Annotated in this window: 14 protein-coding genes; 8 read left to right on the top strand and 6 right to left on the bottom strand. The window is 52.5% G+C overall.

Translation table 11 applies throughout. The features are described 5' to 3' along the window. Positions 1 to 154: 154 nt before the first annotated feature. The 6 genes from BOW51_RS02930 to BOW51_RS02955 all read right to left on the bottom strand — a co-directional run bounded on the left by BOW51_RS02930 (position 155) and on the right by BOW51_RS02955 (position 5,375). The gene (locus tag BOW51_RS02930; RefSeq protein ID WP_370738148.1) at positions 155 to 337 is read right to left on the bottom strand and encodes a zinc-finger domain-containing protein; all 183 of its coding nucleotides are present in this window, start codon (positions 335 to 337) and stop codon (positions 155 to 157) included. A 252-nt stretch (positions 338 to 589) separates the two neighbouring features. Continuing rightward, on the bottom strand, positions 590 to 880 hold the full coding sequence (locus BOW51_RS02935) for a hypothetical protein (RefSeq protein ID WP_135568015.1): 291 nt from the start codon (positions 878 to 880) through the stop codon (positions 590 to 592). 7 nt (positions 881 to 887) lie between these two features. After that, positions 888 to 1,754, bottom strand: a complete 867-nt coding sequence (locus BOW51_RS02940) for a hypothetical protein (RefSeq protein ID WP_135568016.1) — start codon at positions 1,752 to 1,754, stop codon at positions 888 to 890. Between the two features lie 212 nt (positions 1,755 to 1,966). Beyond that, positions 1,967 to 2,965 (bottom strand): NAD-dependent epimerase, encoded by a 999-nt coding sequence (locus BOW51_RS02945; protein ID WP_078476364.1) that lies wholly within the window; start codon positions 2,963 to 2,965, stop codon positions 1,967 to 1,969. Continuing rightward, on the bottom strand, positions 2,965 to 4,308 hold the full coding sequence (locus BOW51_RS02950; RefSeq protein WP_078476365.1) for a UDP-glucose dehydrogenase family protein: 1,344 nt from the start codon (positions 4,306 to 4,308) through the stop codon (positions 2,965 to 2,967). Before BOW51_RS02950 ends, BOW51_RS02945 begins: the two co-directional genes overlap by 1 nt. Before the next feature lie 41 nt (positions 4,309 to 4,349). Continuing rightward, the gene (locus BOW51_RS02955) at positions 4,350 to 5,375 is read right to left on the bottom strand and encodes a glycosyltransferase family 2 protein (protein ID WP_078476366.1); all 1,026 of its coding nucleotides are present in this window, start codon (positions 5,373 to 5,375) and stop codon (positions 4,350 to 4,352) included. A gap of 65 nt (positions 5,376 to 5,440) precedes the next feature. Here BOW51_RS02955 and BOW51_RS02960 point away from each other — a divergent pair, with 65 nt between their 5' ends. The 8 genes from BOW51_RS02960 to BOW51_RS02995 all read left to right on the top strand — a co-directional run. Beyond that, on the top strand, positions 5,441 to 6,343 hold the full coding sequence (locus tag BOW51_RS02960; RefSeq protein WP_078476367.1) for a lysylphosphatidylglycerol synthase transmembrane domain-containing protein: 903 nt from the start codon (positions 5,441 to 5,443) through the stop codon (positions 6,341 to 6,343). Beyond that, entirely contained in the window at positions 6,340 to 7,800 is a 1,461-nt protein-coding gene (locus tag BOW51_RS02965; protein WP_078476368.1) for an ArnT family glycosyltransferase, read from the top strand. The genes BOW51_RS02960 and BOW51_RS02965 overlap by 4 nt, the downstream gene beginning before the upstream one ends. Next, the gene (locus BOW51_RS02970; protein ID WP_078476369.1) at positions 7,797 to 8,477 is read left to right on the top strand and encodes a phosphatase PAP2 family protein; all 681 of its coding nucleotides are present in this window, start codon (positions 7,797 to 7,799) and stop codon (positions 8,475 to 8,477) included. Before BOW51_RS02965 ends, BOW51_RS02970 begins: the two co-directional genes overlap by 4 nt. Before the next feature lie 164 nt (positions 8,478 to 8,641). Then, positions 8,642 to 9,292, top strand: a complete 651-nt coding sequence (locus tag BOW51_RS02975) for a thioredoxin family protein (protein WP_078476370.1) — start codon at positions 8,642 to 8,644, stop codon at positions 9,290 to 9,292. Continuing rightward, on the top strand, positions 9,289 to 9,678 hold the full coding sequence (locus tag BOW51_RS02980; RefSeq protein ID WP_078476371.1) for a DUF423 domain-containing protein: 390 nt from the start codon (positions 9,289 to 9,291) through the stop codon (positions 9,676 to 9,678). Before BOW51_RS02975 ends, BOW51_RS02980 begins: the two co-directional genes overlap by 4 nt. Before the next feature lie 6 nt (positions 9,679 to 9,684). Continuing rightward, positions 9,685 to 11,217, top strand: a complete 1,533-nt coding sequence (locus tag BOW51_RS02985) for an acyl CoA:acetate/3-ketoacid CoA transferase (protein WP_078476372.1) — start codon at positions 9,685 to 9,687, stop codon at positions 11,215 to 11,217. After that, positions 11,214 to 11,963 carry a (Fe-S)-binding protein gene (locus BOW51_RS02990; protein WP_078476373.1) on the top strand — a complete coding sequence of 250 codons (750 nt, stop codon included), beginning with the start codon at positions 11,214 to 11,216 and terminating at the stop codon, positions 11,961 to 11,963. Before BOW51_RS02985 ends, BOW51_RS02990 begins: the two co-directional genes overlap by 4 nt. After that, a partial coding sequence (locus BOW51_RS02995; RefSeq protein ID WP_078476374.1) for an LUD domain-containing protein occupies positions 11,953 to 12,937 on the top strand: 985 nt, incomplete at its 3' end. The genes BOW51_RS02990 and BOW51_RS02995, both read left to right, overlap by 11 nt.

Here is a 12,937-nt window from a genome sequence, read left to right on the forward strand (position 1 = left end):
CAGCGAAGCTGCACCCGGAAGATTATCCACCTGGATCTCGCTCACATCACATGAGCCCTTTCTCTGCAGGGCAGCGATCAGCCCACGTGACTGGTTCATATGACCCGGTTTGCCATCGACAAAGGACCAGATCACCATGATCAGCAGGTCCGGACTAATCTTTCAGCTGGTAGACAGCACCACAATATGGACACTCGCAGCGCTTCTCTTTCTCGAGAGGAAGGTAGACGCGCGGGTGCATGTTCCAGACCTCGTCTTCCGGCCTTGGGCATGACAGCGGCAGCTCGCTTCTCTTGACCTGGATTACCGGCTGCTCTTTTCTCTGTGCTGACATCATCGTTCACTCCTCGTCTGAATGCTATTGGACCTTCCGTCAGGCATCATTCTCGAGCATCTGGTACGTTGTCTCGCCAAGTGCATTACTCTTTTTAGAGGAATCGCTAAGAACAAATTGGTACCGTTGTCCGAATTATTCCCGGAGTTGATGATACCTCGTCCGGAGTATTGGATGACTGAATTATAGCGGATTTTACTGATACACAGCCCTTGTTGCTGTGAAAAAGTTGACCTGTTTAGTAACACTCCATGATTAACTGCCGGTTTGCCATAGGTGGAATGTCACCAGGACTGCCGAATTATACTTTAGTGGAACACTGATTTTCCTGTAACCACCTGGGGCATCAGTGATTTCCTTCTTCATAATGAGGCTTGCGTGCTCTTTGAATTCGCCAATTACTTCGCTTGGCTGCTTGCGCGAAATATAGAGTGTCTTGCCCGTATCAGCCTTACAGTTACTGTCACCCTTCTGCTCCAGGCTGCAAATTTTTGCTTTGGGAAAGAGCATCACCAGGTTTCCGGCCAGTTTTGAGGAATCGGCCACAATGGTTTTATCGGCGAACCCCATTTGGGTGACAGGTTGATTTAAGCCCTCTAATTGGAAGAATTCGATGAAATCCCTTGCCCTCATAAGAATCGACGTGAACATTCACATATCTACTTACCAGCGTTATTACTGAAAAAATTGCCACACCGATAATATATTTTTTTGCCCGCTTCAGATACTCGGGATGCACCTCTAGTACTGAAAAGAGGTAAAAAGGCAACAGGATCAACGCCGGAAACACCCAACGTGGCTTATAATTGCCAATCCCGAGGAGAAACCCGGTCACGACAAGTACCAGCATAGCAATCAATATCTGGGCTGCGAGCAAATGCCTCTCTGCATCGACCGGCAGAATAAAATGGTGAGAAAAGAGCAGCCCGGGAAATAAGATCGCTACGACGATCAGCAATGGACTTGAGAAAACCAGTGAAGCGCTACCAAAGGTCAACAGCGAATAGAGATACTCAGTGATACCTCCATGTTCAAGCTTGTTCTTCTCCAGGATAAGCACCTCTGCATCCACGACCTGCTGAGCAGCATAATAATAGGCCAGGAAAATAACGAGATGAGAGAGACTTGCATATTGACGAATAAGCAAATAGCTGACCATTACTGCAACAATCACCCGCCGATTAGTAAACATAATCGAGGCTGAAAGGAACAGCCCTGTATACATGATAAACAGCAAAAGATATCTGACTGCTACAAGAGCAAGTGATATATCTCCGAGCAGGTTTTTTGCAGCATAAACAAGCCAGCTGTAGAGGAGTGGCTGCCTGAGACTATAAACCAGGTGAAACTGCTGAGAGAAGAAAGCCTCCATCGCATCATCCGAGGCGAGGGTTTGAGGCAAAATCAAACGCATCAGCATGTGCACAAGACAGTACACACCAATGATCGCGACGCCCTTCCAGATAAACTCGGGTGATTGCCTGAAGAGCGTCTCCTTGCCAGTGACTGTCATGATGTCAGTCCCGGATGCTTCCTGTAGTAGACCTGATACCAATCAGTGTGCGCGTGAGAGTTGTGATTCGACATGCCGGTTTAAATCTTGTACGAACAATTCATTTCATAAAGGGGAAGTCAGCCAGGCTGGTTTCCGTAATAATCTCTATACCACTCAACAAATTGATTAATACCATCTTGCAGAGATGTCTGTGGTTTGAAGCCAACAGCAGATATCAGATCATCAACATCTGCATATGTCACAGGCACGTCGCCCGGTTGCATCGGCAGCATCTCCTTGACCGCTTCTTTTCCACACGCCTTCTCAATCGCTACGATGAAGTCGCCAAGTGTTTCAGGCTGATTATTACCAATATTGTAAAGTGCATAACGGGCTGTGGCATTGGAACCAGGCGCCTTTTTCTCGGCCGGCGGCTTATCGAGCAGACGCACGACACCTTCGACGATGTCGTCGATATAGGTAAAATCACGCTGCATTTGACCATGGTTGAAGACCGGGATCGACTTGCCCTCGAGAATTGCCTTGGTAAAGCTGAAGTAAGCCATGTCAGGTCTACCCCATGGACCGTAGACGGTAAAGAACCGCAGTCCTGTGACCGGAAGCCCATACAGGTGCGAATAGCTGTGAGCGATCAGCTCATTAGCTTTCTTGGATGCCGCATAGAGCGACACCGGGTAATCGACATCATCTGTAGTCGAAAATGGCACCTTGGTATTCATGCCATAGACAGAACTGCTTGAAGCGTAAACCAGGTGCCCCACTTTGGAATGGCGGCACCCTTCGAGTACATTGGCGAATCCGACGAGGTTGGAATCGATATAGGAAGCCGGATTCTCAATCGAGTAGCGTACGCCCGGCTGTGCCGCCAGGTTGACGACAACAGCAAAACTGTTATCGGCAAAAAATGCAGCTGTCACTTCCCGCTCAGCCAGGTCCAGCAGCTGAAAGGTAAAACCGGGCTGCCCCTCAAGCTGGTCGAGGCGCGCCTGTTTAAGCTCGACATCATAATAGAGAGTCAGGTTGTCAACAGATGTGACCTGTACGCCATCAGCAAGCAGGCGTTGCGCCAGGAAAAAACCGATAAAACCGGCCCCGCCAGTAATCAAAACATGCATCAGGCGTTACCCTTTACCGAGTCACCACGGCCAATCGCGTAGTAGGTCCAGCCATGCGTCTTGAGCTCTTCCGGCGCATAGAGGTTACGACCATCAAAAATCACCTTGTTGTTGAGTTTCTCCTCAAGCACATCGAGTTCGGGTACACGGAAAGCTTTCCACTCGGTATGAATAATAAGTGCATCTGCACCCTCGGTTGCGGCATGTTTGTCAGCCGCATACTCAATCCGCTCATCATCACCAAGAATGCGCTGCGCTTCTTCGCTCGCGACAGGGTCATATGCACATACTGTGGCACCGGCTTCAAGCAGCCCTGCGATGGTCACACGACTGCTGGCCTCGCGCATATCATCAGTTTCAGGCTTGAAGGAGAGCCCCCAGATGGCAAAACGCTTGCCTGTAAGATCATCACCAAAATGCTCTTTAATGCGCTGCAACAGGACTGCCTTCTGACGCTCATTCACGCCCTCTACCGCATTCAGCAACTCGGCGTGATAACCAATCTCTTTTGCTGTACTCGCAAGCGCCTTGACGTCCTTGGGGAAGCAGGATCCGCCGTAACCACAACCGGGGTAGATAAAGTGGAATCCGATGCGCGGATCGGAACCAATACCACGGCGTACGTTCTCGACATCCGCTCCTAGTCGTTCAGCAAGGTTCGATATCTCGTTCATGAAGCTGATCTTGGTTGCCAGCATGGCGTTAGCTGCATACTTGGTCAATTCTGCAGAACGGACATCCATGATCACCAGTCGCTCATGGTTGCGGTTGAAGGGTTCGTAGAGCTCACGCATCACCTCAATTGTGTGCGGATCTTCTGAGCCGATCACTATACGGTCCGGCTTCATGAAATCGGGAATCGCCGAGCCCTCTTTGAGAAACTCGGGATTTGAGCAAACGTCGTAGTGAATATCGAGACCGCGCTCGTCAAGAATACGGCGCACTTTCGCGCTCACCCTGTCTGCGGTGCCGACCGGCACTGTCGACTTATCAATAATGATCTTGGGACGATCCATGTGAGTGGCAATCGAGTTCGCCACAGCGAGGACATACTGCAGGTCGGCAGAGCCATCCTCATCAGGCGGTGTACCCACGGCAATGAACTGCACATCGGCAAATGCAGTACCCTCTTCGGCCGAAGTGGTGAACTCTAGTGTGCCTTCTGCAATACAGCGCTTGACGATTGCATCGAGACCCGGCTCGTAAATTGGTATGCCACCAGATTTGAGTAACGCGATTTTAGACTCATCGACATCGACGCAGAGTACGTGATGACCGACATCAGCCAGACAAGCGCCGGTGACAAGACCAACGTAACCGCTACCGTAGATTGAGACTTTCATAATAGATCACAAATGAATAGTTAGGAATTCTGGAATACTCATCACCCGGCGCTATCTGCTGCCTCGTTAGGCAACTTCCACTCAATCTCTTTTTTATCAACAGCGATAGAGGCGAGATAAGGCGTATTGGGCGTGGATTCGTAGTAAGTACGGGTCATCAGCTCGGCAAGAATGCCGGTCGTAATAAATTGCAGCGAGGCAATCAGCATAACAATACCGACAAGCAGCAGAGGGCGCGTTCCGATATCGGCACCAAAGACAAATTTATCAACCGCCAGGTAACTGAGTATCAAGCCCGAGATGGCGCCGGATGCCAGCCCCAGCATGCCAAAGAAGTGGCCGGGGCGTGAACGAAAACGCAGGAAAAAGTAGACGAAAATCAGGTCAAGAATGACGCGAAAGGTGCGTGAAATCCCGTACTTGGAAGAACCCTGCTCGCGTGCATGGTGCTTGACGACTGTCTCGCCGATCCTGCTTGGGCGAGTGAAAACTGCAGCCCACACCGGAATAAAACGGTGCATCTCACCGTAGAGACGCACGCGCTTGATCAAAGAGGAACGGTAGACTTTCAGGCTGCAGCCGTAGTCGTTCAGGCTGACACCTGTAATATTGGCGATCAAGCGGTTGGCTATGCGCGACGGTATCTTGCGCAGGAACAATCCATCCTTGCGATTCTTGCGCCATCCCTGAAGCAGGTCAAGCTCTCTCTCTTTCAGCTCCTCAACCATGCGAAGGATGTCATCCGGATCATTCTGCAGATCCCCGTCCATGGTGACAATATACTTGCCTGAGCAGTAGTCGATTCCCGCCTGCATCGCGGCGGTCTGGCCATAGTTACGCTGTAATTCCAGCAAATGTATGTGTTTGCCGTACTGTTCAACCAGTTCAGAAACGCGCTGAGGCGTACCATCCGAACTGCCGTCATCAACAAGAATCAGTTCCCAAGGATATTTTGAGGCGCGCATGGATGCAGTGACGCGTTCGAGCAGTGCATCGAGCGACTCAATTTCGTTATATAATGGAACGACAATGCTGATAGAGTCAGCACTGGTATCTGGATCAGACATAGTTCAAACAGTCACAAGCCGGACAAAGTGGCGGCTATAATAACCCATCAGGAAACAAAATAGAAATGATGCCTGCAGCCCGGTCACGCATTTTTGTCGCAGTCGCCATTGCCATTCTTTACCTGTCGGCAGTCCATTATCTTTTTGATTTAGAAATGATTATCTCCCAGTGGAGAGAACTTCCGGGTGCCACAATAATGATTGCGGTGAGCGGCCTGTTGCTCAGTTACCTGCTGAGGGCATGGCGTTACCGGAATTTCTTCGCGCTCGACCATTTTCCTGCCACCATGCGGCTGACACTCATCCATAACGCCCTTAATCACTGGCTACCCGCACGCACCGGGGAATTCAGCTTTCCGTTGCTGATGAAGCGCTATTTCGGTCGCAGTTATGCAGGCTCTACGCACGGACTCTTGTGGCTCAGACTAATGGACTTGCATGCCCTCGCGGGGACTGCCCTTCCACTTTTCCATTCGCTGCTTGATGGCTGGCTGTTTACGCTGCTGTTACTTGCCTGGCTGGCATCTATGCCCCTGTCGCTGTGGCTGTTGAAACACTTCAGGCAACGCATCAATGCAAGCAACAGTGACGGCCGCATGGTGCAACTGTTGAAAACCGCTGCAAATGAACTCACCGAGTCAAAACGCACTTTTTTCATCGCATGGCTGTTAAGCGCGGCCAACTGGGGGGTTAAAATCGGCGTGCTCACCCTGCTGGTTACTGCCTTTGTCACAACGCCTGCAACCACGGCACTCACAGCAGTCATCGCCGGCGAACTGACCTCCATCCTGCCGTTTCACTCACCGGGTGGTTTGGGTACCTACGAGGCCGGAATGGCGGCTGCCTTCAGTCTCTTCGAAATCGATTTCAAATCCAGCCTGCAGGCAGCAGTACAAGCACACCTGTTTCTGCTCAACCTTGCTATCATTAGCGCTGTTTGCGCACTTCTTATACCGATTAAACGATGACAACTGAAAAAAACAGTCTCGCCTGGCTGCTGATATTCCTTATAGCCATCACAGCCTACCGTGTGTTGATCCTCGTAAATTACGATCTGACACTGTATATAGACGAGGCCTACTACTGGGTGTGGGCTCAGAGCCTTGACTGGGGCTACTACTCAAAGCCACCGGTTATCGCGGCACTCATAAGCGCTGTTACCTCGGTATGCGGTGATTCGGAAACCTGTATCCGCAGCATCGGCATCCTCTTCTACCCACTCACTGCCCTCGGTATCTACGCCACTGGCAGAGAACTCGCTGGAGGACGTGTCGGGCTGTGGGCTGCGCTACTGTTTTTCACCATGCCGGCAATCAGCCTCTCCTCTTTCGTCGCCTCAACCGATGTCCCCCTGTTGCTGTGCTGGAGCTGGGCGCTCTATCTTTTTATCAAGGCGTTACGTGACAACAGCTGGGGCTGGTGGATTGCGCTCGGCCTTGTCGGCGGCATTGGCATGCTGAGCAAGTACAACTTCGCAATCTTTTTTATATCCGGCCTGTTGTTAATGGGTGTCGCAAAACAGTATCGCCACAACCTTCTAAGCATAAGGCCATGGGTAACAGTCCTGATTGCATTCCTGCTGTTCTTTCCGAACCTGGTATGGAATTTCAATAACGACTTCCCTACCATCACGCACACCACCGAAATTTCCGGTGTCCTGGATAAGAGTCTGTTTCACTGGGATGAACTGACAGGTTTTCTCATTAGCCAGTTTGTCGTGATGGGTGTTATCTCTTTTGCCTGTTATGTCGCGGTACTGACACGCAGCGGATGGTGGAGTAGTGGTGACAGACTCTCCATGCTGATAATGAGCCTCCCCTTCCTGCTGATTATCAGCAGCGTCGCACTCTTTGGCCGCGCCAACGAAAACTGGGCCTCACCAACTTATATCGCCGGTGTCCTCCTTGTTGCCTGGTGGCTGCATGAGAAACAAGCCAAACAGGTGCTGTTAGTGGCTATCGCCACCAACCTTGTCTTAATGATTGGACTTGCCCATTTCGACAGCATCAAGACGCTTGCCGGAATCGAACATAGTGACAACAATGACCCCTTCAAACGCCTGAGGGGATGGCAAGAGTTTACAGAGCAAGTGGACAGCCGCATTCATGATCCGTCGGTCATTGTTGTATCGCCATCGCGCTCCCTGCTATCGTATTATCTCTACGAGACGAAACAGCCGATTGAAAAAGTGGCGAGCTGGAATCCACGCAACACAGTAAGCCACCATTTTGACCTTGTTACTGAACTCCAGCCAGGCAGCCAGCAGACCTACCTGCTTCTTGATGTCAATAACAATGCCTGCCTGCAGCAGAGCTTTGAACAGCTGCAAACTGATGAACCAATCGTGGTGACAATACACAAGGATTACGAAATCCGCGCATCTGTTATCCATGCCAGCGGATTCAGGGGATATCAGTGCCAATGAAACATGCTGACCGTATGAAAGTCGATATCATCTGGTGGTTGGCCGTGGCGACCTGGTTCACCTCGCTCTTCTGGCTGACCGATCTCGATATCGTTGTCTCCTCCCTGTTTGTCGAAAACGGCGAATGGATTGGGAAGAAAAGCCTGATTGCTATCTTCTTCTACAAGTCAATCCCGATCCTGATGACCACATCCCTGGTCGGCAGCATTGCAGCGATCGGCTGGTTCTGGTTCAAAAAACAGTCAAGATACAGGAACTATGCAATTTACTTTCTAATGGTCCTTCTCATCGGTCCGGGGCTCATCGCCAACCTGATCCTGAAAGATAACTGGGGACGCCCAAGACCAGTACAAACGCTCGAACTAACCGGTGACAAGCACTATGTGCCACCGCTCATGTTCAATGGCGAAACCAGCGGCAAGGCAAAAAGTTTCCCCTCGGGTCACGCTTCCGCAGCATTTTCCATGTTCGCATTCTGGTTCATGGCAGCACCGGGGCGGCGTAACAAGCGCATCTTCTGGGGTGTCATAACCTATGGCGCCCTGGTTGGCCTGAGCCGAATGGCACAGGGTGGCCACTATCTCTCTGATGTTATCTGGGCGGGACTGGTCGTCTATGCGACTGCATGGGTGCTGGCGCAGTGGCTGATTGTGCCGATGCATCGGCGCAGCTCTTAGTTACAAGTTACAAGTCGTTGGTCCTTGAACCTTGGTCGCTGGTCGACACAGTCACATCCTGACATCACACCACCAACTCGTAAGTCAAAATTATTTATTGACACAATCGCGCGCGACCCCGTGTTAAGATATTTCCCCATAACTTATTGTTTTAACGATTTATTATGCCCGATAACCAAGTAAACCCCCCTGATGTTTTACTCCTCATCGCCCCCGGCTGTCCCCACTGCCCCGCTGCAATGCAAAACCTGGAAAATCTACTCAAGGAAGGCACAATCGGACGCATCGAAATCGTCAATATTGCGATTCACCCGGAAGTTGCCGACAAGGTTGGCACCCGCTCCGTCCCATGGATGCGTATCGGTGAAGTCGAACTGAGCGGCGCCCATACACCCGATGAGATCAGGGAGTGGGTCGACAGATCTTCTACCTCTGACACCTCGGAAGTAATTTCACACATGCTCGAAACCAATCGACTCGAACAGGCCGTTGAGAAACTGCGCAACAATTCTGAACTGCTCAGAACCGTCATCGCACGCCTGCCAGAGGAAGAGGTGCCCTTCTCGGTGCGAATTGGTATTGGCGCCATCATTGAAGAACTTGCCCAAACTGATACGCTGGAAGCATCGGTACCCCTGTTACTTGAACTGGCCGCTTCAGACAATCGGCAAGCACGTTCCGATGCTGCCCACTACCTCGGGTTTACCAAGGGAACAGCGTCAGTCGTCGAAGCGCTGAAAAAGCTGGGAAGCGACAGCGACATGGAAATGAGCGAAATTGCCCTCGAATCACTCGAAGCACTGGAGCAGCAATGAACAGACATGCCAGGCAACTGATCACGCTCGGCGCCATCAATGGTTTTCTTGCCGTGGCACTTGGTGCATTCGGTGCTCACGGCCTTAAGAGCATTGCCACGCAACAGCAACTCGCCTGGTTTGGAACCGGCACCGATTACCACATGGTGCACGCCCTCGCGATTCTGCTGTGCGGAGTGATTGCCATGCAGATGGATAACCGCAGCCTGGTGCGTATTGGCTACCTGTTCCAGTCTGGCATCCTGATTTTCTGCGGCACACTCTATTTAATGGCTCTTGGCGCGCCCACGTGGCTTGGCGCCATCACGCCGATTGGCGGCACACTCCTGCTGGTTGCGTGGGCCTGGCTTGCGTGGAATACATCGCAAGCTTCCAGGGCCAGGTAACAGGAGATGGCAAACAGGGGGAAACTTGTTGATGCGCGTATGGCACTGGAACAGGTGCCTGACAATGCAACTGTCGCCACCGGTGGTTTTGTCGGCATCGGTGTCCCGGAAGCGCTTCTTAGTGCACTCGAAGAACGTTTCATCGAGTCTGGCACACCTGAAAACCTCACCCTGATGTATGCAGCCGGACAGGGTGACGGCAAGCAGCGCGGTCTCAACCACCTTGGTCACGAGGGGCTGATCAAACGCGTTATCGGTGGTCACTGGGGGCTTGCACCCAAACTCGGCGCACTCGCAAGCGACAACAAAATCGAGGCCTATAACCTGCCACAAGGCGTAATTTCACATCTCTATCGCGATATCGCGGCAAAACGCCCCGGAGCAGTCACACGTGTCGGGCTCGACACTTTTGTCGATCCGGTTCATGGCGGCGGCAAGCTCAATTCCGTAACCACGCAAGAGATTGTCCAGCGTATCGAACTCAATGGCGAGACCTGCCTCTTCTACCCCGCCTTTCCGATTGATGTCGTGTTACTGCGCGGCACCACTGCCGATCCCGCCGGTAACATCACCATGGAACACGAGGCGCTGCATCTCGAATCACTGGCAATGGCGCAGGCGGCAAGAAACAGCGGCGGTATTGTCATCGTGCAGGTTGAACGCATCACCGAGCGACATGTCCTCGGCCCGCAACTGGTACGTATTCCCGGCATCCTCGTCGACTATGTCGTCGTTGCTGAACCGCATCAGCATGAGCAGACTTTCGACGAGGCCTACAATCCCGCTTATACATGCGAAATCCGCATTGGTGCAGATCATGCAGTTACTGCCGAACTCAATGAACGCCTGGTAATCGGCCGACGTGCGGCCACTGAACTTGCTGCGGGAACAGTCGTCAATCTCGGCATCGGAATGCCAGAGGCAGTTGCGATTGCTGCAGAGGAGTCAGGACAACTCGACAGCGTCACACTGACAGTTGAACCCGGTGGAATTGGCGGCAAACCGGCAGGCGGACTCAGCTTCGGCGCAGCCGTTAATGCCGAGGCGATTATCGACCAGCCGGCACAGTTCGATTTCTATGACGGCGGCGGACTCGACCAGGCTTTTCTCGGCATGGCGGAAGTCGACCGCCACGGTAACGTCAACGTCAGTCGATTCGGCACGCGCATGGCTGGCGCAGGTGGCTTCATCAATATCAGCCAGAACGCCAAATCGGTTGTTTTTCTGGGCACTTTCACATCCGGCGGCTTGCAAATGGATGTTGGCAAGGGCACCATCCATGTTAAAGAAGAAGGCAGACAACACAAGTTTGTCGAACAGGTGCAGCACCTCACTTTCAACGGCAGAGCTGCATATCAACGTGGCCAGAAGGTGACATATATTACCGAGCGCGCCGTCTTTGAACTGACAGCTGAAGGGCTTCTTCTGACAGAGCTGGCTCCCGGCATCGATCTTGAACGCGACCTGCTCTCACAAATGGCTTTCACACCACTGATCGCTACAGAGGTCAAAACCATGTCAACGGACTACTTTCAATGAGCAATCAAAGCACGGATACCCATGTCTACCTGTTTGGCACCTGCCTGATCGATCTGCTCTACCCGGATGCCGGTATGGCGAGTATCGAGTTGCTACAGAATGCCGGTATCCAGGTCATCTTTCCTCCTGCCCAGAGCTGTTGCGGACAGCCTGCTTTCAACTCCGGATTCCGCAGCGAGGCACGCGAGGTGGCACGCAAACAGCTCGACTGTTTCCCGAAAAGCTATCCTGTGGTTGTACCCTCTGCCTCCTGTGCCGGCATGATGAAGCATCACTGGCCGGAACTCTTCGCTGGTGACAGGGATGAAGAACGCGCATGTGAAATCGCCTCGCGTGTCTACGAACTGACCGAGTACCTTGTTGACCGGCTCGACTACCAGCCTGTCGACAAGGGTGAGTCAACCACCGTTGCGATTCACAGCTCCTGCTCGGCGCTGCGTGAAATGGGGGTTGCAGATCGTATAGAGAAACTCATCGGGAGCCTTCAACAGGTGACCTGTGTCAAGCAGGCATACAAAACCGAGTGCTGTGGCTTTGGCGGTACCTTCGCAGTCAAGCAGCCCGATATTTCAGGCGCCATGGTGACTGAGAAAGCAGCATCAATCCGGGATACAGGTGCAGAGCGTTTAATCAGCCAGGATTGCGGCTGCCTGATGAACATCGGCGGTGCTTTCGAGAAGCAGGGTGACGGACCCGAATGCCAGCACATCGCCGAATTCCTGCTGGAGAGAAGCAATGGATCATAAGCTTGGTCAAGAGGTCAACAGCCGCTTCGGCAAGCGAATCGGTGAGGCACTTGCCGATCCCCAGATCCGTCGCAACTTCCGTAACGCACTCGACGGTGTCATGGCCAAGCGTGCAGAACAGTTCCCGGATCCCGATGAGCTCTGGCAGCTGCGCAATCTCGACAAGGCAATCCGTGCCAACTCGCTGCACAAACTGCCACAACTGCTCGAACAACTGGAACAGAAACTGACGGAAAACGGCGTACAGGTTCACTGGGCGAGCGACAGCAATGAAGCAAACCAGATCGTCAGTGACATTCTCGATGGCAGGGGAGTTAAAAAAATCATCAAGGGCAAGTCGATGGTGACCGAGGAGACAGGCCTCAACCATCATCTTGAGCAGCTCGGTTACGAGGTGATTGAATCTGACCTCGGTGAGTATATTATCCAGCTCGCCGAAGAGCCTCCATCGCACATCGTCGCACCGGCAATTCACAAGAGCAGGCTGGAGATTGCCGACCTGTTCGCTGAAAAGTTTCCCGACATCCCCTACACGGATGATGTCGACGAGATGACCCATTCGGCCCGCCTGATCCTGCGCAAGGAGTTCGCTTCCGCCGATGCAGGTATCTCCGGTGTTAATTTTGCCGTTGCCGAAACCGGCACCCTGTGCCTGGTCGAAAACGAGGGCAACGGACGTCTCTCGACAACCGCACCACCAATCCATATTGCCGTGACAGGTATCGAGAAAGTCGTTGAGAAACTCTCCGATGTTCCACCCCTGCTGTCGATCCTGACGCGCTCGGCAACAGGCCAGCCGATCACCACCTACTTCAACATGATCAGCTCGCCACGCAAGGAGCATGAACTCGACGGCCCTGACGAGGTACATCTTGTACTGCTCGATAACGGCCGCTCGGCAATTCGCGAGGACGATGAACTCGATGCCACGCTGCGTTGCATTCGCTGTGGTGCCTGCATCAACCACTGCCCTG

Source organism: Solemya elarraichensis gill symbiont (assembly GCF_002021095.1).
Lineage (GTDB): Bacteria > Pseudomonadota > Gammaproteobacteria > Chromatiales > Chromatiaceae.

Bases quoted from the DNA above. Each gene is read 5' to 3' on its own strand.
- BOW51_RS02930 (WP_370738148.1), bottom strand. From the start codon at position 337: ATGATGTCAGCACAGAGAAAAGAGCAGCCGGTAATCCAGGTCAAGAGA.
- BOW51_RS02940 (WP_135568016.1), bottom strand. From the start codon at position 1,754: ATGCTGATGCGTTTGATTTTGCCTCAAACCCTCGCCTCGGATGATGCG.
- BOW51_RS02945 (WP_078476364.1), bottom strand. From the start codon at position 2,965: ATGCATGTTTTGATTACTGGCGGGGCCGGTTTTATCGGTTTTTTCCTG.
- BOW51_RS02950 (WP_078476365.1), bottom strand. From the start codon at position 4,308: ATGAAAGTCTCAATCTACGGTAGCGGTTACGTTGGTCTTGTCACCGGC.
- BOW51_RS02955 (WP_078476366.1), bottom strand. From the start codon at position 5,375: ATGTCTGATCCAGATACCAGTGCTGACTCTATCAGCATTGTCGTTCCA.
- BOW51_RS02960 (WP_078476367.1), top strand. From the start codon at position 5,441: ATGATGCCTGCAGCCCGGTCACGCATTTTTGTCGCAGTCGCCATTGCC.
- BOW51_RS02965 (WP_078476368.1), top strand. From the start codon at position 6,340: ATGACAACTGAAAAAAACAGTCTCGCCTGGCTGCTGATATTCCTTATA.
- BOW51_RS02970 (WP_078476369.1), top strand. From the start codon at position 7,797: ATGAAACATGCTGACCGTATGAAAGTCGATATCATCTGGTGGTTGGCC.
- BOW51_RS02975 (WP_078476370.1), top strand. From the start codon at position 8,642: ATGCCCGATAACCAAGTAAACCCCCCTGATGTTTTACTCCTCATCGCC.
- BOW51_RS02980 (WP_078476371.1), top strand. From the start codon at position 9,289: ATGAACAGACATGCCAGGCAACTGATCACGCTCGGCGCCATCAATGGT.
- BOW51_RS02985 (WP_078476372.1), top strand. From the start codon at position 9,685: ATGGCAAACAGGGGGAAACTTGTTGATGCGCGTATGGCACTGGAACAG.
- BOW51_RS02990 (WP_078476373.1), top strand. From the start codon at position 11,214: ATGAGCAATCAAAGCACGGATACCCATGTCTACCTGTTTGGCACCTGC.